At 61.2% G+C, this 21,915-nt stretch carries 18 protein-coding genes; 9 read left to right on the forward strand and 9 right to left on the reverse strand.

The window, feature by feature from the left end; genetic code table 11:
• Positions 1–15 precede the first annotated feature (15 nt).
• A complete protein-coding gene (locus M5C71_RS05680) occupies positions 16–234 on the forward strand; it encodes a DUF2970 domain-containing protein (RefSeq protein WP_103494827.1) in 219 nt (72 codons plus the stop codon).
• Between the two features lie 21 nt (positions 235–255).
• Here the strand turns inward: M5C71_RS05680 and M5C71_RS05685 are convergent, their stop codons facing one another.
• The gene (locus M5C71_RS05685; RefSeq protein ID WP_103494856.1) at positions 256–1,329 is read right to left on the reverse strand and encodes an ABC transporter substrate-binding protein; all 1,074 of its coding nucleotides are present in this window, start codon (positions 1,327–1,329) and stop codon (positions 256–258) included.
• A 640-nt stretch (positions 1,330–1,969) separates the two neighbouring features.
• Here M5C71_RS05685 and M5C71_RS05690 point away from each other — a divergent pair.
• Complete coding sequence (locus tag M5C71_RS05690; RefSeq protein WP_103498877.1) at positions 1,970–3,628, forward strand: nitrite/sulfite reductase; 1,659 nt, start codon at positions 1,970–1,972, stop codon at positions 3,626–3,628.
• On the forward strand, positions 3,612–4,106 hold the full coding sequence (locus M5C71_RS05695) for a DUF934 domain-containing protein (RefSeq protein ID WP_100943648.1): 495 nt from the start codon (positions 3,612–3,614) through the stop codon (positions 4,104–4,106). Before M5C71_RS05690 ends, M5C71_RS05695 begins: the two co-directional genes overlap by 17 nt.
• 41 nt (positions 4,107–4,147) lie before the next feature.
• On the opposite strand, the gene M5C71_RS05700 is transcribed toward M5C71_RS05695, so the two are convergent.
• Positions 4,148–9,001, reverse strand: coding sequence for an NEL-type E3 ubiquitin ligase domain-containing protein (locus M5C71_RS05700; RefSeq protein ID WP_247263370.1), 4,854 nt, complete (start codon positions 8,999–9,001; stop codon positions 4,148–4,150).
• 127 nt (positions 9,002–9,128) lie between these two features.
• Positions 9,129–10,151 carry a protease SohB gene (gene sohB, locus M5C71_RS05705; protein WP_103498879.1) on the reverse strand — a complete coding sequence of 341 codons (1,023 nt, stop codon included), beginning with the start codon at positions 10,149–10,151 and terminating at the stop codon, positions 9,129–9,131.
• 208 nt (positions 10,152–10,359) lie between these two features.
• Here sohB and M5C71_RS05710 point away from each other — a divergent pair, with 208 nt between their 5' ends.
• The 5 genes from M5C71_RS05710 to M5C71_RS05730 all read left to right on the forward strand — a co-directional run bounded on the left by M5C71_RS05710 (position 10,360) and on the right by M5C71_RS05730 (position 14,794).
• A complete protein-coding gene (locus tag M5C71_RS05710) occupies positions 10,360–11,070 on the forward strand; it encodes a histidine phosphatase family protein (protein WP_103498880.1) in 711 nt (236 codons plus the stop codon).
• A 60-nt stretch (positions 11,071–11,130) separates the two neighbouring features.
• Positions 11,131–11,445 (forward strand): SCP2 sterol-binding domain-containing protein, encoded by a 315-nt coding sequence (locus tag M5C71_RS05715; RefSeq protein WP_103498881.1) that lies wholly within the window; start codon positions 11,131–11,133, stop codon positions 11,443–11,445.
• A gap of 282 nt (positions 11,446–11,727) precedes the next feature.
• A complete protein-coding gene (locus tag M5C71_RS05720; RefSeq protein ID WP_103498882.1) occupies positions 11,728–12,795 on the forward strand; it encodes a phosphotransferase family protein in 1,068 nt (355 codons plus the stop codon).
• 26 nt (positions 12,796–12,821) lie between these two features.
• On the forward strand, positions 12,822–13,589 hold the full coding sequence (locus M5C71_RS05725; RefSeq protein ID WP_103498883.1) for an SDR family oxidoreductase: 768 nt from the start codon (positions 12,822–12,824) through the stop codon (positions 13,587–13,589).
• A gap of 89 nt (positions 13,590–13,678) precedes the next feature.
• The gene (locus M5C71_RS05730; protein ID WP_103498884.1) at positions 13,679–14,794 is read left to right on the forward strand and encodes a Gfo/Idh/MocA family oxidoreductase; all 1,116 of its coding nucleotides are present in this window, start codon (positions 13,679–13,681) and stop codon (positions 14,792–14,794) included.
• 15 nt (positions 14,795–14,809) lie between these two features.
• Here the strand turns inward: M5C71_RS05730 and M5C71_RS05735 are convergent, their stop codons facing one another.
• The 3 genes from M5C71_RS05735 to M5C71_RS05745 all read right to left on the reverse strand — a co-directional run bounded on the left by M5C71_RS05735 (position 14,810) and on the right by M5C71_RS05745 (position 16,602).
• Positions 14,810–15,826, reverse strand: a complete 1,017-nt coding sequence (locus tag M5C71_RS05735; protein ID WP_103498885.1) for an ABC transporter substrate-binding protein — start codon at positions 15,824–15,826, stop codon at positions 14,810–14,812.
• 105 nt (positions 15,827–15,931) lie between these two features.
• Positions 15,932–16,135 (reverse strand): hypothetical protein, encoded by a 204-nt coding sequence (locus tag M5C71_RS05740; RefSeq protein WP_103498886.1) that lies wholly within the window; start codon positions 16,133–16,135, stop codon positions 15,932–15,934.
• Complete coding sequence (locus tag M5C71_RS05745) at positions 16,135–16,602, reverse strand: hypothetical protein (protein ID WP_100943867.1); 468 nt, start codon at positions 16,600–16,602, stop codon at positions 16,135–16,137. Before M5C71_RS05745 ends, M5C71_RS05740 begins: the two co-directional genes overlap by 1 nt.
• Before the next feature lie 516 nt (positions 16,603–17,118).
• On the opposite strand from M5C71_RS05745, the gene M5C71_RS05750 reads away from it, so the two are divergent.
• Complete coding sequence (locus M5C71_RS05750; RefSeq protein ID WP_248767423.1) at positions 17,119–17,520, forward strand: hypothetical protein; 402 nt, start codon at positions 17,119–17,121, stop codon at positions 17,518–17,520.
• 160 nt (positions 17,521–17,680) lie between these two features.
• Here the strand turns inward: M5C71_RS05750 and M5C71_RS05755 are convergent, their stop codons facing one another.
• The 3 genes from M5C71_RS05755 to M5C71_RS05765 all read right to left on the reverse strand — a co-directional run bounded on the left by M5C71_RS05755 (position 17,681) and on the right by M5C71_RS05765 (position 21,908).
• Positions 17,681–19,180, reverse strand: coding sequence for a methyl-accepting chemotaxis protein (locus tag M5C71_RS05755; RefSeq protein WP_248764350.1), 1,500 nt, complete (start codon positions 19,178–19,180; stop codon positions 17,681–17,683).
• A gap of 337 nt (positions 19,181–19,517) precedes the next feature.
• The gene (locus M5C71_RS05760; protein WP_100943636.1) at positions 19,518–19,922 is read right to left on the reverse strand and encodes a TraR/DksA family transcriptional regulator; all 405 of its coding nucleotides are present in this window, start codon (positions 19,920–19,922) and stop codon (positions 19,518–19,520) included.
• 264 nt (positions 19,923–20,186) lie between these two features.
• Positions 20,187–21,908, reverse strand: coding sequence for an AMP-binding protein (locus tag M5C71_RS05765; RefSeq protein WP_248767424.1), 1,722 nt, complete (start codon positions 21,906–21,908; stop codon positions 20,187–20,189).
• Positions 21,909–21,915 lie beyond the last annotated feature (7 nt).

Here is a 21,915-nt window from a genome sequence, read left to right on the forward strand (position 1 = left end):
TGTGTGGAGGACTCCATGGACGATCCGCTCGACAACAAGCCGCCGACCTTCTGGCAAATGCTCCATAGCGTCATGGCGGCGGCCTTTGGCGTACAAAGCGGGAAAAACCGTGCCCGTGACTTTACCCATGGCAAACCGAGCCACTTCGTGATGATTGGCATCCTGTTCACCGCGATCTTCGGTCTGACGCTCTACGGGGTGGTCAAGCTGGTGCTGCACTTCGCCGGCGTATGACACCGGCAGGCGCGGCCGAACTCAGGGCAGTACGGTTTTCAGGGTGAACGGATAACGGTAGCTGCCCGACTTGCCGCGGGCACTCAGAGCCCTGAAATCCACGCGGTAATCCTCGTTGGTGCTGAAGCGCAACAGTTTCTCGGCCTGGGCCTTGTCGATCAGTTCAAGTGCCTGGACCTGCCGATCACGGCCACCATAGTGGGTAAAGTCGACTCCGTCGGCATGATCACGCAGCAGCACCATCGCCCAGCCACCCAGGGTGAAGTGCCCGGCCACCAGCACGCTCAGGCGCCCGTCGATACGCGCCCGGAGAATATCCGCAGAACTGTTGACGGCACTGAACAGGACATCCCGTCCAGGCCGGCGACCCGCCTTTTCGAAGGCAGCCATGGCGCCCAGGGCCATTTCATCGTTGGCCGCCCAGACCAGTGACGTCTGCGGATAGCGCCGAATCATCTGCTCGGCTTGATCAAAGGCGCGGGCGCGACTCCACTCGCCGTAGACCAACTGCCGCAGATGCACCTGCGGGAACTCCGCCAGCGCCCGACGCAGGCCTTGCTCGCGCAGTTGCGAGGCCGGAGTGAGCTTCATCCCGGCAAAGGCCAGCAAATCAATGGGCTGGCCGGGCGCCTGCAACGAGCGTTGCCGGACCAGCTCCTTGAGCATCAGGTAGCCGCCCTGTTCGTCGTTCTGCACCATGCTGCCCAGCAGCTCCGGTACGTCACCGAGCCGCTCGCTCTGCTCCGCGGTCAAGCGGTTGTTGACAATGAACAGCTTGACCCCGCGGCCCTGGGCCATCCGCAGGATTTGCGGGGCCACGGACTGCTCATTGACGAATATCAGGTAATCGGGAGGGTGCGTGGCCTGCAGGGTTTCGTAAGCCTGGGCGAGACTGGTTTGCGGGTCGCGCTCGCCATAACGCACCGTCAGGTCCATGCCGAGATTGCTCGCGGCCGCCTGCATGAAATGGGCATAGCTGACCCAGAACGGCTCCGTGGAATAACCAGGATTGAGAAACACCACCGTGGTGGCCTGGGCCACCATCCAGAACGGCAGGCTCAGGATCAGCAAGCCTTTGCAGAGAGTCTTCAGCATGTCACCGCGCCCCGGAAAATAGCGGCGTATCATACAGGCAAATTGCCTGTACCTTGCGGCAGACCATCGGAATTGTCCGACAACTCTCACCATAAAAACGCTATGGAATGTAGGAGCGAGCTTGCTCGCGATGGACGTCAACGATAACGCGGGGCCTCGGATAAGCGCAGTGCCCTTGCGTTCATCGCGAGCAAGCTCGCTCCTACAGTTACGGCAGATTGTGCATCCGTGTGACGGCAGGTGCCGCCTTATTTGTGACTGACCCAGAATACAGCGGTGGCCACCACCAGGATGATCAGGAACAGGATCGCCCAGGCATCAACCGTGCTGTCGCTTTTCCTTGCTTTGACTGGATTGCTCATCGCATCGCCTCTTGTCGGTTTTATCGGTGATTGCTGCAAACTCGCTGATAGTTAAGTAGAGAATTGCCCATACCACAAACAGGGTTATGGTTCGTCGACGAACGTTAGTCGTTTTGGTTCTGTGCATATACTCAAACATCACTTTTACGCATAACTGCAAACTGCTATCGTGCGCCGGCTCCGTCAATGGAGTGCGCGGCCGTGCGCGCAGAATTGTTGAGATACCCCGGGGGCCTGGAGCGCCGGGGGTATTTATGAAGCCTGAGAACAGGATCTATATGTACGTATACGACGAGTACGATCAGCGGATCATCGAGGACCGCGTCAAGCAGTTCCGTGATCAGACCCGACGCTATCTGGCAGGTGAGCTGAGCGAAGAAGAGTTCCGCCCGCTGCGTCTGCAAAATGGCCTGTATGTCCAGCGTTTCGCCCCGATGCTGCGGGTTGCCGTGCCTTATGGTCAGCTGACGTCGCGCCAGGCGCGAATGATGGCGCGGATCGCCCGCGACTACGACAAGGGCTACGCCCACGTCAGTACCCGGCAGAACGTGCAGTTCAACTGGCCGGCGCTGGAAGACGTGCCGGAGATTCTCGCCGAGCTGGCCACCGTGCAGATGCACGCGATCCAGACCAGCGGCAACTGCCTGCGCAACGTCACCACCGATCAGTTTGCCGGTGTCGCCGCCGACGAGTTGATCGACCCGCGCCCTTGGTGCGAGATTGTCCGCCAGTGGACCACCTTCCACCCGGAGTTCGCCTACCTGCCGCGCAAGTTCAAGATAGCCATCAACGGCTCGACCTCGGACCGCGCGGCCATCGAAGTCCACGACATCGGCCTGGAGCCGGTGCATAACGCCGCCGGCGAACTGGGCTTCCGGGTCCTGGTCGGTGGTGGCCTGGGCCGTACCCCGGTGGTCGGTGCCTTTATCAACGAGTTCCTGCCGTGGCAGGACCTGTTGAGCTATCTCGATGCCATCCTGCGGGTCTACAACCGCTACGGCCGTCGCGACAACAAGTACAAGGCGCGGATCAAGATCCTGGTCAAGGCCTTGACCCCGGAAGTCTTCGCCGAGAAAGTCGACGCCGAGATGGTCCACCTGCGCGGCGGCCAGACCACCCTCACCGAGGCAGAAGTCCATCGCGTCGCCAAGCACTTCGTCGACCCGGACTACAAGGTCCTGGACAACCAGGTCGCTGAACTGGCCGAACTGGACCAGCAGCACCCGGGTTTCGCCCGCTGGCGCACTCGTAACACCCTGGCCCATAAAAAGCCCGGCTATGTGGCCGTGACCTTGTCCCTCAAGCCCACCGGCGTAGCCCCGGGCGACGTGACCGACAAGCAATTCGATGCCATCGCCGACCTGGCCGACCGCTACAGCTTCGGCCAACTGCGCACCTCCCACGAGCAGAACATCATTCTCGCCGACGTGGAACAGAGCCAGTTGTTCACCCTCTGGGGCGAACTGCGCGAAAACGGTTTCGCCACGCCGAACATCGGCCTGCTGACCGATATCATCTGCTGCCCGGGCGGCGACTTCTGCTCCCTGGCCAACGCCAAGTCGATCCCGATCGCCGAGTCGATCCAGCGCCGCTTCGACGATCTGGACTACCTGTTCGATATCGGCGAACTGGACCTGAACATTTCCGGTTGCATGAACGCCTGCGGCCACCACCACGTCGGCCATATCGGCATTCTCGGGGTGGACAAGAAAGGCGAAGAGTTCTACCAGGTGTCCCTCGGCGGCAGCGCCAGCCGTGACGCCAGCCTGGGCAAGATCCTCGGCCCGTCCTTCGCCCAGGAGGCCATGCCCGACGTGATCGAGAAACTGATCGACGTCTACGTGGAAAAACGTACCGAAGACGAACGCTTCATCGACACTTACCAGCGAATCGGTATCGACCCCTTCAAGGAGCGCGTCTATGCAGCGAATCATTAAGAACAACGCCGTTATCGACGAGACCTGGCACCTGCTGCCCAAGGACGCGTCCTTCGACGGCATCTCCAACTGCGACGACCTGATCGTGCCGCTGGCCCTGTGGCGCGAGCACGCCCACGCCCTCAAGGCCCGCGACGGCGGCCTGGGCGTGTGGCTGGACGCCGATGAAGAAGCCGAGGAAATCGGCGATGACGTGCAACACTTCCAGGTCATCGCGCTGAACTTCCCGGCCTTCACCGACGGCCGCAACTACTCCAATGCCCGCCTGCTGCGTGACCGTTACGGTTACAAGGGCGAGCTGCGGGCGATTGGCGATGTGCTGCGCGACCAGTTGTTCTACCTGCACCGTTGCGGTTTCGACGCCTACGCCCTGCGTGCGGACAAGGACCCCTACGAAGCCCTGGAAAGCCTCAAGGACTTCTCGGTGACCTACCAGGCCGCCACCGACGAACCGCTGCCGCTGTTCCGTCGCCGCTGAAGCTTGTCCGGCCGGGTGCCTCCAGGCACCCGCGCCGGGCTTCAAGCATCCAGCTCCTGCGCTGGGATTCTCTCGAGCACCTCTTCGGTCAACGCCAGCGTCTCCCTGGCCTGGGCTTCCCGCCAAGCCCTGAGTTGATCCCCCATCTGGGCCTCCAGTTCGATATCGATGAACTCATGCCAATGGGGATCACTTCTGCTCGTACGCCGGGCATCCAGCGCGGACACAGCAGCCTGGTGCTGCGCATCAATCCCCTTGAATCGCGAAGGGTTATGCTCCTTCAGGTAGCTGGCCCAGAACTCGCGATCGGCCAAGGCCCGCGCATACGCCGGGGTCCGCTCCCGGGCCAGGACCTTGGCATAAGCCGCGTCCAGATGCTGCTCCGTCACCCGGGCCAACTCAGTAAACGTCATGTGTTTGGGCTGTCCCGGCAAGCGAAGTCGCTCCGTCAGACCGATGCGGTAGGCCAGCCTCACCTCCACCGGGTCGACCCCTGACGCATCGGGCAACTTCAACCGCGCCTCGATATCCGTCTGAGCCAGGCTCTCGACTTCATCCAGGCGCCACAATCCCCGGGACAGCTTCAACAGATTCAGTTCGGTAGTAGCCGGGGTGCCCACGACCATGGCCCTCGCCTGATTCACCAGGACCCGGATCTCCATGTCGCTGAAGATCAGTTCCGCACCATCGGAGCAGGTCTGCGGATGGGACGCCGAGACAAACAGCTCCTCGCGCAGTTCACTGTATTGACTGACCGCCTCCACGACCTGCCAGACCCGCAGGCTCAAATCCTCGCGCGCCTCGCGATATTCGGCGGTGACACTCAGGTCCGCCAGCAGCTTGAAAAAGTCCGCGGAACCTTGCTGCCGATGCAGCAACTGCCATTGCTGTTCTTTCAGAACCTTCTGCTCGGCGGATATGGCCCCCAGCCAGTTGTCGCACTCGCGAAGCGACGTGGTTCGACGCAGGGCATGGGGGTGCCGCCGGCCCGGCATATCGATGCCGAAATTGATGCCGGTTTCGCGTTCGTAACGCTGCAACCGCAGCATGCCCTCGACCGAAAGCGCCGGGTTGTCATGAAGGTGGGTAATCCGGTTGATGGAGACCGGCCCGGAGTAAACCGCCTCGGGGATGGTCGAAATCCGATTGCCCCGCAGATCCACACGCTGCAGGTTGCTCAACCCCGGCAGCCCGACAGGCCAGCGATCCAGCTCGGTATGACGCAACAACAGGGTCTCCAGCTGGCTCATCTGGCTGATATCGGGGGGCTGGACCAGAGGGTTATCCGAAAGATTCAGGAATTTCAGCCGGGTCAGCCGGGTCAACACCTCCGCGCTCTGGCGGTTCAGCACAATCTGGTTGCCTGGCAGGTGCAGATGGATCAGTTCGGACATCTGCCCCAACTCCACCGGCAGGCTACCCAGATGGTTGAAGCCCATGGACAACCAGCGCAACTGCCTGAAGCAGGATAAAAATGAGACTTCGGTGCTGGCGACGGCCATATCATTCATGAACAGAAAGCCCACATGACTGAAGTCGGCGCTGATCGCCGGCAAGTCTCCGACCCGCATGCCCAACAGGTCCAGTTCGTAGAAGTACTGTCCACCCAACCGATTGCGGTTGGACTGTTTTCTCCAGCAGGCCAGGATCGCATCGGCCACCCGCTGCTTGTTGTCGAGGGCCACGGGAGCGACTTGCAAGGTGCCCCGCACACGCCTCCAGGTCTGGCGCTGCACCCATTTATCCAGTGTGGTGAACAACACCTCATACTCCCCCCGCAGGCGCTCGAGCTCCACCAGGCAGGCAGACTCGGGCAGGTGGAGTGAAGTGAGAAAACGACCCACCTCTTCCGAGGAGAACCCCGGATACAAGTCACGCACACGCCCTATCAATCGCTCGGAATACCCCAGGACCCTGCCGACATCGCTCATCGGGTAACCGATGCGCCCGGAGGCCAGGCGCATCGGTGGCCTGAACCTGCGACTGAAAGGCGACAGGCCCAGCGTATCCTGGGCGGCATAAGGATCTCGGGCAACCTGGGCGACAATCTGTTCTTTCAGCCAGGCGCCTCGCTCCGCACCGCGGAATCCGAGGGCAACGCGATCAGGCTCCGGCAAGGCACGCACCATCGCGTCGAATATGTTATCGGCCCTGCCCAGGAGCGTCCCCGAGTGATCGAAGGCGTTGTACTGTCGACCGACCTTGAGAATCACCCGGGGCGTGGTGATATCCGGATCCCCCGCCGTTTCCAGCGCCTCACTGGTAAAGCGCTGTTCTCGCAACTCAATCCGCAACCCCTTGGCCGGCCAGCCGGGTAATCGCCCAAGCGTATGCAGTGCAAGACGGTCTGCCAGGGCGTATTGCGGGGCCAGCAAATACCAGCTCTCGCACACCCGGTTAAGCCGCAACTGCTTGAGGTACCAGCTAATTTCCTCCGAGAACCGTAGCGGCACCCGCTCGCTCAAGAGATCGAGTTCGGCGCTGTTGGCATGGGCGATCAATTCCCGGGCGACACTTCCCGGTAAGCCGGGGAACACCCCGAGAATACGATTGACCCTGTCGTCGTCGGTTTTCTCGCTCGCCGCGTACAACTCGTCGAACAACCATTGCCTTCGCTGCCCGGCCCATTGCCTGAGGCGTTGGCTCAGTACCCGGACACGCCGCCCGTTGTCCGTCAGCTCCGCACCGAACAGCGTTTGACGCTCAGGCTCGCTCAACATGTTCAGCGTCGACTGGAGCAGGTTGCCATTCTTGAGCTGCGACTCGATGATCTGCAACGAGGAGAACTGCTCGCCCGTGCGCCGACCGTACTCCTGCATGACTTCACCCAACCCATTGAACACCTGGACGACCCGGTTTTCCGGCCAGTCGGGCAACGATGTCAGTACCCGCAAGCGCAGATCGCCCTGCTCCAGCGTTCGCGATAGCGCGTCGGGTACCTCGCCGATAAAATCGCTGATGGCCTGGTCGATCCTGAAGCGCTTGATCGTATCGAGCAGCAGCGCGGGCACCGGCTGATTGTCCGCCAGGGCTTTGCGCAAGACATTCTCCTGAGCGGAACAGAACTGGCGGATCTTCAAACGCAGCTGGTTGCCGAGTCCGACCATGGGCTCGCCGAGGCGGCGGAACAATTGCTCCACGGGCCAGTCAGCGACGCGCTCGTAAATCGTTTGCCAGACACCCGTACGGTTGAACCTGAGCGGCACGGCGTGAAACGCTTCGCCTTCCGGGTGCTCAATCTGCCATTGCAGGCGAGCCCGGTCATACCTCACGGCATATACTTTCCCTTCCAGCGGCAAATAGAGATTGTCCTGGAACGGATAAAGCCCCATCGCGTCGGCCTCGAGATCCTCAGGCAAACGGATATCACGCTCATAGGGGGCAAGATCGGCTCTCCACAAGCGGCGCCGACCTCCCGGCGCTTCAACGGGAATCAAGGCATCGACTGAAGACGGGGACAGCGTCTTGAACAGGGCCTTGCCGCCCTTCACCACCACCGCCCCGGCCGCCAACAGGGCGAGGTCTTCGACCACACCCAGCAGATAGCCGAGGGCCTCGCGTTTTTCCCCGAGTTGCCAAGCCGCGAATCCGTCATAGACCTCCACGACCATCTTCACCGCCGCCGCCGCCAGGATGATCTGACCGATTACCGGCACGAACGATAAAGCCAGCGCCAACAGGCTCAGACCGGCTTCGCGGTAGGCGTCCAGACGCGCCTGGCGCACCCGGGCGTCGACGTCGGCCGTGGGCACCGCCAGCAGCCGCGCATGCGCCTTGATCTGACGGTAGCGTTGCTGCTGGAAACTTTCGAACAGATCGCCTTCGATGGGTACTTCGGTCAGCGGGATATATTGGAAAATCGCCGGCACGGGCGGCCAGGTTCGATCCTGGGAAAGCAATCTGGCATTGAGGGTTCGCAGGAACCGCAGCCGGTGCTCCTCGGGGACGAAACGGGCGAAAAACTGCCGATAAGACGGGTCCCGAAGTTTCAGCGTCAAATCATGCTCAAGGAGGAGAAAGTGCCGGTAGTACTTCAGTGGACCACGCGGGTCATCCGGAATATAGGCAATACAGGGTAAGGTCGAGTCCTCCGCCAGTTTCGCGCCGATGACCACCCATCCGCTCAACTCGATATCGAACATTTTCATCCGACTGTAATGCAGGAGTTCGCCACCCAACCTCAAACCTGCCTGCCCCTTGACCAACTCCAGCAGTAAAGCGTAGGTGGTCGCGGTGATCTCCCCCTTCATGTAGGCGATATCGGCGGTCACCGCCAAGGTCTGCTTGTCATACTCGGCAAAGTGCTGTTTTACCGACAAAGCTCCGTTGGCCGACGGCTGACCGGGAGGATTGAAAACACTGTCGATATGCGCCTGGTACAAGGCCCCCAGGTTCAGCGTTCGACAAGCCCAGGCAAAGTCTTCCGGTGCAAGTGAGGTGTTAACACCCCCAGCATCAGCGGGAAACTGGATAACCGCCTTGCCTGACAACACTCCCGACAAGGTCTCGCCAGCCTCGAAGTTCTGCAAGGCCGCCTCCAGCAGCGTCTGGCTGTGGGAGAAGGTATAGAATTTATCTTCGAAGATACTGGACAGGTAAGTAGCATCGACCCTGACAAAGCGGGCACTTTGCAAGTCCTGGTCGCTGTTGATCTGTCTTTCCAGCGCCTGGACCAGAAGTGGCGTACAGAACACATCAATCTTCTGCAACTGCGCCATGATCCGCCGGACTTCATGTCTCGACGTTTCCAGGGCCAGCAGATGTTCGCGAAATAACAGGCGTATTTCCGGAGCGGCTCGGTAGAGCCAACTGGGAATCTTCTCTTTGATCCTATCGAAATGAATACCTGCCTCGGCAGGTATCCGGCTGTACTCAACGACGTTTGTTTCTTCCATGGCAATCAACCTGGATATCCATTAGAGATTCCAGCTTATTGAGTGTTTGCCATGGAAAGGGGGTACTTATTTGAGGGTCGGATGGTTTCTGTCCGAGACGATTGACAGAAACCATCGAGGTAGCGGTCTACCAGAAACGTTGCTGGGTCAAACGACTCCACCCATTGACCAGCACACGCTCCAGCGAGCTGCTGGCCGCCAGCCCGACGCGCTCTTGCAGGCTCTTGCGTTCGGCATAGTGCAGATGGAACAACTCGGCATGTTTTGCGCGGTCGGACAGGTATTCATCGCTGGTCTTCAGTTCGTCCACCAACTGCTTGTCCAGGGCCGCGACACCCAGCCAGATTTCGCCGGTGGCCACTTCATCGATGGCCAGTTGCGGGCGGTACTGCGAGACAAAGTTCTTGAACAGGCGATGGGTGATATCCAGGTCCTGCTGAAACTTCTCACGGCCTTTTTCAGTGTTTTCGCCAAACACGGTCAAGGTACGCTTGTACTCGCCGGCGGTCAGCACTTCGAAATCGATATCGTGCTTCTTCAGCAGCTTGTTGACGTTGGGCAACTGCGCCACCACGCCGATGGAGCCGAGAATGGCAAAGGGCGCGCTGATGATCTTGTCGCCGATGCAGGCCATCATGTAGCCGCCGCTGGCCGCGACCTTGTCGATGCAGATGGTCAGCGGTACGCCGGCCTCGCGGATACGCGCCAGTTGCGAGGAGGCCAGGCCATAACTGTGGACCATGCCGCCGCCGCTCTCCAGGCGCAACACCACTTCATCCCTGGGCGTGGCCAGGCTGAGCAATGCGGTGATCTCATGACGCAGGCTTTCAGTGGCCGAAGCCTTGATGTCGCCGTCGAAATCCAGCACGAATACCCGTGGCTTGGACTCCGGCTGCTTCTTGTGTTTTTTCTCGCTCTTGGCCTGCTGCTTGCGCAGGACCTTGAGCTGGTCCTTGTCGAGCAGGCTCTGCTCCAGGCGCTCGCGCAGACCCTTGTAGAAATCGTTGAGCTTGCTGACCTGCAACTGCCCCGCCGACCGGCGCCGACCTTTGCTGCGTAGCGTGGCCGCGGTCACCAGGACCACGACGATCGCAATAACCAGGGTAACGGTTTTAGCCAGAAAACTTGCGTACTCGGCGACAAACTCCACGGTGACTCCTTACAAAACCAGGCGGCCCCCGGCTGTGGGAGCTCACGACCAATCCAGCATACCGTCGAGGCGGCCTTGCGGCCAGTTGTGGCACCGCCTGAATTGTGTCTCTAACAAACATTTCAAACGAGCGTATGTTTTTTTATTGACAGGCTTCCGCCATCCTCATAACCTCGCCAGACCTTCAACGTACCGGGACGACGCGGACGTGGGCAGCATTTATCTGATTCGACATGGCCAGGCCTCCTTCGGTGCGGATGACTACGACGTGCTCTCGCCGATCGGTATTCGCCAGGCCGAGGTCCTCGGTAAGCACCTGGCCGACCTGGGCCTGAGCTTCGACCGTTGCCTGGCCGGCGACCTGCGCCGCCAGCAGGATACCGCGCTCACCGCCCTGGCGCAGTGCGACGGCGCCGGCCTGTTGGTCCCGCCCCTGGAAACCGATACAGCCTTCAACGAGTTCGACGCCGACGCGGTGATCCGCGCGCTGTTGCCCGGCTTGCTGCCGGATGAACCCGAAGCCCTGCACATCCTGCGCAACGCCGCGCAAAACCGTGGCGAGTTCCAGCGCCTGTTCGCCCTGATCATCGAGCGCTGGCTCAGTGGCCAGCATGACACCCCGGAGCTGGAAAGCTGGCTGGGGTTTGTCGCCCGGGTCGAGGGCGGGCTGCGGCGGATTCTCGAACAGGCCGACAACAGCCAGAAAATCGCCGTGTTCACCTCCGGCGGAACCATCACCGCCCTGCTCCACCTGATCACCCGAATTCCAGCCAGGGAAGCCTTTGAGCTGAACTGGCAGATCGTCAACACCTCGCTCAACCAGCTCAAGTTTCGCGGTCGCGAGGTGGCCCTGGCGTCCTTCAACAGTCAAGCGCACCTGCAACTGCTGAAGGCCCCGGAGCTGATCACCTTCCGATAAGCTCCGGCCCACCGTGACCCTTGGGGTCGTTGCCGTATTTACCCATAAAAGGATCGAACCATGACCTCTGTAGCCCACGCCGTAGAAGCAATGCAACACAAGTTCAACCCAGCCGCCGCCGCCGGCCTGGACGTTGTCTTCGGCTTCCGTATCGACAATGACCAGCACTTCTCGCTGATCGTCAAGGACGGCACCTGCAAACTGCTGGAAGGCGAAAACCCGGATGCCAACGTGACCCTGGTAACTGACGGCGAGACCATGAAAGGCATCGTCAGCGGCGAGACCGACGGCATGCAAGCATTCATGGGCGGCAAGCTGCGCGTCGAAGGCGACATGATGCTGTCGATGAAGCTGAGCGAGCTGTTCCCGACCTGATCCACGCCCGTAGAACAGTCGAAACCCGATAGCCCGCGATGCCCACCCTGGCGTCACGGGCATCGGGTTTCGTGCGTTATATCGCCCCCCCCCCCGAGCAAGCCTGCTCCGGCAATGGGCACTCTTGCCAAGCACCGCTTTCCCTCTACGCTGGCCTATCAGGCACGCTGATCATCCTGCAACACCCCGGCCTATAACAGCGGAGCGCGCTTGTAGGCAGACAGGGCGAGCATTAGATTAGTCAATAATCTCTGGCCTCCAGAATAAGCAGAAGGGATAAGCATGACGCTTACTGACCAGTCCACCCGTATCCGCGCCGGCGAAGAGCTGGATGCCGGCTTGATCGATCCGTATCTCAAGGCTCATATTCCGGGCCTGCACGGCCTGCCGACGATCAGCCAGTTCCCCGGCGGCGCCTCGAACCTGACCTACCTGATCCGCTACCCGGAACAGGAATTTGTCCTGCGTCGGCCGCCGTTCGGTCACAAGGCCAAGTCCGCCCACGACATGGGTCGCGAGTTCCGCATCCTCAACCAGCTCAAGGACGGTTTCCCGTACTGCCCCAAGGCTTATGTGCACTGCACCGACGAGTCGGTGATCGGCGCCGAGTTCTATGTGATGCAGCGGGTCGAGGGCATCATCCTGCGCTCCGACCTGCCACCGGAGCTGGGCCTGGATGCCGCGCAGACCGAAACCCTGTGCAAGAGCTTTATCGACCGTCTGGTCGAACTGCACCAGGTCGACTACACGGCCTGCGGCCTGGCTGACCTGGGCAAACCCGAGGGTTACGTCGAGCGGCAGATCCGTGGCTGGAGCGAGCGTTACGAAAAAGCCCTGACCCCTGACGCCCCGAGCTGGGAAGCGGTACGGACCTGGCTCAAGGACAAGATGCCCGCCGACCATCCGACCTCGAGCATCGTGCACAACGACTATCGCTTCGACAACGTGATCCTCGATCCCCACAACCCGATGCAGATCATCGGCGTGCTCGACTGGGAACTGACCACTATCGGCAACCCGCTGATGGACCTGGGCAACACCCTGGCCTACTGGATCGAGGCGGGCGACCCGGCCCCGGTGCAATTGATGCGCCGCCAGCCCAGCCACGCCCCCGGCATGCTGACCCGCCGCCAGTTCGTCGACTACTACGCCGAACGTTCGGGGATCGCCATCGACAACTTCGATTTCTACTACACCTACGGCCTGTTCCGCCTGGCCGGCATCGTGCAGCAGATCTACTACCGCTTCTTCCACGGCCAGACCCAGGACAACCGCTTTGCGCAGTTCATTCACATGAACAAGCTGCTGGAGCAGATGAGCCTGAAAGTCATCCAGTCGTCCAGCCTCTGACCGCGCCTACAACCAGGAAAATCACCATGTCCAAGACCCAGTTGTTCGACCTCGATGGCAAGATCGCCTTTGTTTCCGGCGCCAGCCGTGGTATCGGCGAGGCCATTGCCAAGCTGCTGGCCCAGCAAGGCGCCCATGTGATTGTCTCGAGCCGCAAGCTCGAAGGCTGCCAGCACGTGGCCGATGCGATCATCGCCGACGGCGGCAAGGCCACCGCCATCGCCTGCCATATCGGTGAAATGGAACAGATCAGCCAGGTCTTCGCCGGTATCCGCGAGCAGTTCGGGCGTCTGGACATCCTGGTCAACAACGCCGCTACCAACCCGCAGTTCTGCAATGTGCTGGACACCGATCTCAGCGCGTTCCAGAAAACCGTCGACGTGAATATCCGCGGCTACTTCTTCATGTCGGTGGAAGCCGGCAAGCTGATGCGCGAGCACGGCGGTGGCAGCATCATCAACGTGGCCTCGATCAACGGCATTTCCCCGGGCATCTTCCAGGGCATCTACTCGGTGACCAAGGCCGCCGTGATCAACATGACCAAGGTCTTCGCCAAGGAGTGCGCGCAGTTCGGTATTCGTTGCAACGCCCTGCTCCCGGGCCTGACCGACACCAAGTTCGCCTCGGCCCTGGTCAGCAACGAAGCGATCCTCAAGACCGCCCTGCAACAGATCCCCCTCAAGCGCGTCGCCGCGCCGAGCGAAATGGCCGGGGCCGTGCTGTACCTGGCCAGCGATGCCTCCAGCTACACCACCGGGGTAGCGCTGAACGTGGACGGTGGTTTCCTGTCCTGATCATGAAATAAAAATTCCATCAGTTGAATTTATTGAATTTAAATTCTATAAATAGCCCTTCCTGAAAATAATAATCAGAGGGCGTGGTGATGGACGAGTTGGGAATAGGCTTGATCGGCACGGGCTTTATGGGCCGTGCCCACGCGCTGGCATTTCACAATGCCAGCGCCGTATTCGAACTGCCGCTGAAGCTGCGCCTGGTGGCACTGGCGGATGCCGACGCCCGGCGTGCCGAATCCTGCGCCCAGGCCTGGGGTTTCGAGCAGGCCTACGGCGACTGGCAACAACTGATTGACGATCCCCGGGTCGGGGTGGTGGCGATCACCACGCCCAATCACCTGCATTTCCCCATGGCCATGGCCGCCCTTGCGGCGGGCAAGGCGGTGTACTGCGAAAAACCCCTGGCGGTCGACCTGGATCAGGCAACGCAAATGCGTGACGCTGCCCGACAGGCCGGCGTGGTCACCCGCGTGGGCTACAACTACCAGCACAATCCGATGATCGACCTGGCCCGGGAGCTGATCCAGAGCGGCGAACTGGGGGAAATCGTCGGTTTCCAGGGCGAATTCAGCGAAGACTTCATGGCCGACCCCGCCTCGCCCTGGTCCTGGCGTTGCGAAGCCCAGCATGCCGGCGGCGCCCTGGCCGACCTGGGCAGCCATCTGCTGGCCATGGCTCGTTATCTGCTCGGCGATATCAGCGCCGTGTGTGCCGACACCCGCACCGTCCATGCACAGCGCCCGGCCAGTGCCGGCAGCCTGGAGACCCGTGGGATTGCCGTCGACGACCAGGTCCACGCCCTGCTGCGCTTCGCCAATGGCGCCCGGGGCACCTTCAGCAGCAGCTGGCTCAAGCACGGCTACAAGAACCACCTGAGCTTCGAGATCAGCGGCACCCGGGGCACCCTGGCCTTCGACCAGGAGCGCCTGAACGAACTGCAACTCTGCCGCGCCGGCCAGAACGGTTTCCAGCGCCTGCTGGCCGGGCCGCATCTACCGCGTTACGCAGCCTTCAGCCCGGCCGCCGGCCATCAGTTGGGTTACAACGAACTCAAGGCCCTGGAGGTCCAGGCATTGATCGAGGCCCTGGCCGGTCGAAGCCAGACGGGGACCGACTTCGAAGAGGCCTGGCAAGTGGAGCGCCTGGCGACAACAATTCGCCGGGCGGCCAGGGAGCGGCGCTGGGTCGACGTCAGCGAACTGTAGAACCTGTGGGCTGCATTATTTGAGGCTGGCGGCAACCTTGTTGGCCACATCCACGGGCAACCAGGCCTTCCAGACCTCCGGATGCCCCTTGAGGAAAGCCTCCGTCACCTGGCGTGGCGGCAGGCGCTCCTCGCTCATTTTCGCCAGCGCCTGGTTCAACACATCAATCGGCAGGTCGACCTTGGCGAAAAACGCCAGTATCTGCGGGTATTGCGTCTTGAACGGCGTAGACACGCCAATGCTCAGCTTCGAAGCCAAAGAACGGCTCGGCTTGGGATCGGGATTCTCCGGGTCGGTCAGGGTCTTCCAGGCCTCGGCATCAAAGGCCGGCTCCTGCAACTGGACCAGCTTGAACTTGCCCAACAGCGGCGTCGGCGACCAGTAATAGAACAGGATCGGTTTGCCACGCCGGATCGATGAGGTGATCTCCGCATCCAGCGCCGCTCCGGAGCCACTGCGAAAGTTCACATAACTGTCAGTCAGGCCGTAGGCCTTGAGTTTCTGCTGGTTGACGATTTCCGATGTCCAGCCGATCGGGCTGTTGAGAAAACGACCCTTATCCGGGGACTCAGGGTCGCGGAACACATCCTTGTAGCGGGCCAGGTCCGCGACCCCGTGCAGATCCGGTGCCAGGGGCTTGATGCCACGCTCCGGATCGCCCTTGATCACGTACTCCGGCACCCACCAGCCCTCGGTGGCACCCTTGACGGTATCGCCAACGGCTGCAACCTCACCCGCCGCTTCAGCCTTGACCCACACCGGACTGCGTCCGGCCCACTCTTCGCCAATCACCTGGATATCATTCTTGGCCAGGGCCGTTTCCAGGGTCACCGTGGTGCCGGGCAGCATATCGGTCGGCAGGCCGTAACCTTTTTCGACGATATACCGCAGGATGTCGGTGATCAGGCTGCCACTTTCCCAGTTCAGGTCGGCAAAGTGGATCGGCTGGGGCGCGGCTCGAACCGCCAGCGGCATGGCGCCGATACAGAAAACAGCCAGGGCGCTGGCGAACAGCGCGCGAAATCCTTTCATGGAATCACCTCAATCGCAGATCGTTTTTCGGCGAAAAGTCCGAAAGCCCGGAAATATTCAGTCAGCAGAACTGTAGTCGAGGTTCCCGGAATGATGCGCCAGCGATCAATGAGTATCTGGCGACTGAAGTTGCTGCAACTCACGTCGGACCATGCTGACATACTCGGCAGGCCCCAGGGCATACAATTGCGCCGCGACCCAGTTGAGCCAGGCGCCCTGCAGTTCGGCCTTGCGTTCGAACAACCGGCGGGCCTCGGCACTGGCCTGCCGCACATGCTGTTGATGGAACTCGGCCCGGGTCAAACCCATTACTCGCTGGCCTTGAAGGTCAGTTCGCCCTTGCGCCAGCGCGCGGCCTTCTTGGTCACATCCTTGAGGGTCTTGCTCAAGGTGCCCTGCAACTGTTCATGGGCGGCAAACACCATCACCACGGTATGCCCTTCCTTGAACACAATACCGTGGCCTTCAGGCACGGTGATATAGGCATAGTCACCCAGGCCATAGACCGTCAGTTTGATCTCGCGAAACTTGATGTCGAACTTGCCGCCTTCGCGGCTGGGCAATACCGCAGCCCGAAAATGATCGCCGACTTTCAGCTCCAGGTGCTGCTTGTCATCGACCACCAGGGAGGTTTCGGTGTCGATCTCGGCGATGTAGATGCCTTCGGCGGTTTGTTCGGTGATATAGACGAAACGCGATTGAAACTGCTTGACCAGCTTGGCCCGAAGATCACCCAGTACAAACAGTGCATGCATATCCAGATTACTGACTGCCAACGAAAAGTCCTCAAACTCGAAAAATGAAGCCGCCCGGCAAGTGTCAGGCAACACAAAACGATCGGTCACCGCCGTCGGTTACTGAATAGAAAGCCCTGATGTTTGCCCGCGCGGCCTGGCGATGCTCACCGGTGCGCAGCAAGCCTAATGGATGCAAGGTCCCATGACTTCTGCGAAGTGTCATCAGCGCTTGAAGGAAAACACCGCATTGCACCGATCACGGGAAACCGGCAACTGAATTTGCGAGGGAAGGCCTTCCTGAAAAAAAGTAATTTCCGACATGCAGGTTGCAAAAAAATGCCGTGGATGAAATCAGCCCCTGGGCACTGGAAGTGATTCTAGAACACGTCAGGCCATTCGGGCCAATCAAACTACCCGTGAGCAGCATCTTACAAGACAAAAAGTACTCAATTGTGTCCAGTCTGTCGCAAATACCCTGTAGAAGCGCTCGTCGAGACTACAGAATGCCATCCCGCGGTCGATAATCTGGCAAGCGTCATTCCCGGAGCATCGCCGATGATCAACTTGAATGTTTCCTTGATCCCATCCGCCTTCCTCATGTCGTCCCCCGAAGAGAGCGGCAGCGCCGCCAGCCGTCTTTCGTCCGATCCTTTGCTGGATGGCGACAGTGGCTTGAATCTGCTGGGCGACAGCCTGGCGGCCAATGCAAAGGCGGCGCAGGATCGGGTCAAGAAACTCCGGGCACAGATCGAGCAGTTGCAGCAAAAACTGCGCCGGGCCAACGCGCGCCTGGCGGCGACCAAAAGCGGTCATCATCCCGACGCCGCCGCGCGCGAAGCTGCGGTCCAGCCGGCCAAGGCCCAGGTCGCCGCCCTCGGCGCCGCGCTGAACGGTACCAGCACCGCGCTGTTCATGGCGGAAAAGCTGATGGCCGGGATGGTTGATACCACGGCCTGAGCCAACCCCGCAATTTTGTGGCGCTTGAACCGACGTCTTCGCGGGCAAGCCCTGCTCCTACAGTACTGTGGCGGACACGAAGTCGGCGAACAACAGAGAACTGTAGGAGCAGGGCTTGTCGGGACGCCGCACCGCCGCGAAGAGGCCCTTGAGGACAGCCTCAACCTTTCCTGGGTGCACTTTCCGGCTTGTAGCCCAGGCGCAGTCCGCCCCAATGGCGGCCCTTGACCATGATCGGCACCGACAGGTCATGCATCAGCTCACCCGTGTCGCGGGTATAGGTCTGCAACAACAGCGGCTGCTGGTGGCTGCCACAACGAATCCCCGTACGGTCATCAAACTTGCGCTTGGTCCGGTTGTGCAGCGTGTCCTGCTGCGGGTTACCCGTCAGGGGCTGGCAAAACGCCTGGTTATGGGTCGGCACATAGCCCTGGGGCGTACAGGCGATGGCGAACACCAACCCTTCATGGCGCGCCAGCAACGGCTCCTGGATCGCCGGCAGGACCTGATCGGTGTAACGGTCGAAACGTGTCTGGTATTTGGCCGGCGAGGTATTGGCGATCGGCTGGTACGTCCGGTCGAACAGGTCATCAAGACTGATGCGGTTCTGTTCGATATCCGCCTCGAAACGCGCGGCAATCTGTCCGGCCCCTTCACGGGCGAGGTCGTAGACCCGCTGGTGGTAATCGTCCAGGCCGACCTCGGCCAGGCGCTGGCTGATGGTCTCGGCCTGCCCTTCCATCTGGGTCGCCGCCTGGGTCAGGTGGCGGGTCTGCTGGTCGCTGACGGCCAGGTCGCCGCGCATCTGCTCCACCGCCGTGAACAGGCTGTCCAGTTGCTCGCGGTTGCTCTGTGCACCGCGGGCGATCTCGCCCACCTGCGCTTCGACACTGGCCGCCAGGCCGGCGATATTCGCCAGGTGCCGGCCGGTATCCTCGACCTGCTCCACACCGCCGTCCAGGTCCTGGGCCAGTTGACGGATCTGCTCGACGACCTGGGTGGTGCGCTGCTGGATATCGGCCACCATGACCCCGACCTCATCGGTCGCCGTGGCCGTGCGCCCGGCCAGCCCGCGTACTTCGTCGGCGACCACGGCAAAACCGCGACCATGCTCGCCGGCGCGGGCCGCCTCGATCGCGGCGTTAAGGGCCAGCAGGTTGGTCTGGCTGGCGATCGCCTGGATCACCAGGGTCACCCGCTGGATTTCTTCGCTGCGCTGACTCAGGGCCTCGATTGTCTGGCGACTGGCATTGGCCTGCTGGCTGAGCCGGTGCATGCGGCCGATGGACTCCGCCAGCACCGTATGCCCTTCGGCGCTGCTGCTGCGGGCCTGACTGGCCGAGCCGAGGGCCTGCTGGCTCAAGTGCGAGGTGGTCTGCTCGGTACTGATCACCTGTTCGGCACTGGCGACAATCTGCGCGGCGGCACTGAGCTGCGACTGCACCTTGCCAGCCAGCTGCTTGACCGCAAAGGCCACGCCGGCGGCGGACAGGGCGTTATGGCTGGTGGTATGGGAAAGGTCGCGGGTCAATTGCGCCAGGGTATCGCCGCCACTCTGCACGGCTGACGCCGGGGCCTGGCGCATCCGCAGGCGCGGCAGCCAGATCAACAACAGCGCCAGGGGCAGGCAAACGCCCAGAGACCAGCCGGCAAAGGCCATGGCCGACAACAACAACGCCAGCCCCACGCTCTGTATCAGGGGTGTCAGCCAGCGCAGCGCCGGTTTCGATGGCACGTCCACGTGCGACCCGACCCCAGGCAGAATTCCTTCTCCAGACATGTACTTACCCACCGTGAGCTTCTAGTTGTTTTTTTGCATTAAACGCCACTATCGGGCCATTAGCCATGGTCCGTTAGTTGTAGGGCGTGTGCATCAACGATAGCTGCTATGGGGCGGGTGTGGAGGCGGGTTTATCGACGATGAACGATGACGCGGCGTGACAGAAACACCGCGTCGTCCGGATCGCCGGCAAGCCGGCACCTGCAGGGGGCAGCGATCAGGCCTGGCGCTGATGCTTGTCGATCTGCTCGTGACGTTCCTGAGCTTCGATGCAGTACTTGGTGGTCGGGCTGATCAGCAGGCGCTTGAGGCCGATCGCCTCGCCGCTGTCGTCGCACCAGCCGAAGGAGTCGTCGTTGATGCGCAGCAGCGCCTGTTCCAACTGCGGCAGCATGCGCTGGTCGCGGTCGATGGCGTTCACCAGCCAGGTACGTTCTTCTTCAACGGAAGCGGCGTCAGCCGGGTCAGCCGGGGTATCGAGACTCTCGATGGCAATACGGTTCTGCTCGATACGCTCGTGGGTTTCGACTTTCATCGCTTGCAACAGCTCGGTAAAGAAAGCCAGTTGCTCGGCGTTCATGTAGTCGTCCGCCGGCATGGCCAGCAACTTTTCCTTTGTCATTGATTTCTCTATAGAAAATACGTGCATTAAGGCGAATTAGGGAGCGTTCTGCGCACCTGAGGGGATGCACAGAAAGGCGCCGTCCATTCCAAGCGCCACCCGGCACTCAATTTACGAGGGGCGGCAGTCTAAGGCCGAGTTATCGAGTCAGCAACTGAAATGACAGCAAAAACGTCCGATGCGCCCACACAGGCGCTCTGGCGCCGGTCCCGCGGAGACGTATCGGAGTGTGTTTATAACAAGAAATTCACTGCAAAGCGCCTATCAAGGAGACAAATGGTCACGCAGCGCACGACGTAGCACTTTGCCCACCGTGGTCTTGGGCAGTTCTTCAGTGCGAAACTCGACAATCCGCGGCACCTTGTACCCTGTCAGGTACTCCCGGCAATGCGCCAGCAACTGGGCCTCGGTCAAGGCCGGGTCCTTGCGCACCACGAAGATCTTCACCCGCTCCCCGGTGACCTGATCGGCAACGCCGATGGCCGCCACTTCGGCGACGCCGGGGTGCAGGGCGACCACATCCTCGATTTCGTTGGGGTACACATTGAAGCCCGACACCAGGATCATGTCCTTCTTGCGATCCACCAGGCGGATAAAGCCCCGCTCGTTCATTACCCCGATATCGCCGGTCGACAGCCAGCCGTGCCGGTCCAGCACCAGGGCGGTTTCCTCCGGCCGCTGCCAGTAGCCTTTCATCACCTGCGGGCCGCGGACCTGCAACTCGCCCTCCTCGCCCAGTTGCGCCAGCTCGCCGTCTTCGCGCATGAAACGCACCCAGGTCGAGGGCAAGGGCACGCCGATGGTCCCGCTGAAATCCCCCTCGCGCATCCGCGCAATATCGATGGGGCTGATGCTGACCACCGGCGAACACTCGGTCAGCCCGTAGCCTTCGATGATCGGCACCCCGGTCACCTCTTTCCAGCGCCGGGCCACGGCGGTGTGGGTGGCCATGCCACCGGCAATCGCCAGCTTCAGATCGGAAAAATCGCGGCCGCGAAAGGCTTCGTTTTCCAGCAGCCCGTTGAACAGGGTATTGACCCCGACAATGCCGCTGAACTTCTCCTTGCGCAGGATCATCTGGACCCGCTTCACGTCACGGGGGTTGGCGATCAGGATATTGCGCCCGCCCAGGCACATGAACATCAGGCAGTTCACCGTCAGCGACAGCACGTGATACAGCGGCAACAGGGTGACGTTGGTTTCCTGCTGGTTCTCATCCAGTTGGTTGCCGACCCAGGCCTTGGCCTGCATCAGGTTGGCGAGGATATTACGGTGGGTGAGCATCGCCCCCTTGGCATCGCCCGTGGTACCGCCGGTGTATTGCAGGAAGGCAATGTCATCGTGGGCCAGCTTGACCTTCCTGACCCGCAGCGTTGCGGCCTGCTTCATCATCCGTGGAAAACGGATCGCCCCCGGCAGATGGAAACGCGGCACCTGTTTCTGGACATGCCGCAGCACAAAGTTCAGGGCCGCGCCCTTGAGCGTCCCCACCAGGTCGCCGATGGCCGCCACCACGATATTTTTCAGCGCGCTGCCGGGTAGCGCCTGTTCCAGGGTATGGGCGAAGTTCTCGAAGATCACCACGGTCTCGGCGCCGCTGTCCTTGAGCAGGTGCCGGAGTTCATGGGCGGTATACAACGGGTTGACGTTGACCACCACCGCGCCCACCAGCAAGGTGCCGAACAGACAGATCGGATATTGCAGGCAGTTGGGCATCATCAGCGCCACGCGATCGCCCTTCTTCACCCCCCGGGACTGCAGCCAGGCCGCGAAGGCAAAGGCGCGCTGCTCCCATTCGACATACCCCATCTCAGTGCCGATGCTGACGTAGGCGACGCGTTCACGGTACTTCTCCATATGCTCGAGAAACACCTCGCGCAGTGACGGATAACGGTCGATCTCGCTTTCGATATCGGCGGGAACCCCCGGCAGGTAGGCGTTCAACCAGATGCGCTGGTCAATGCTGTGCAGGCTTGCGACGCTCATGGCACTT

Source organism: Pseudomonas sp. MWU12-2345, assembly GCF_023242385.1.
Lineage (GTDB): Bacteria > Pseudomonadota > Gammaproteobacteria > Pseudomonadales > Pseudomonadaceae > Aquipseudomonas > Aquipseudomonas gingeri_D.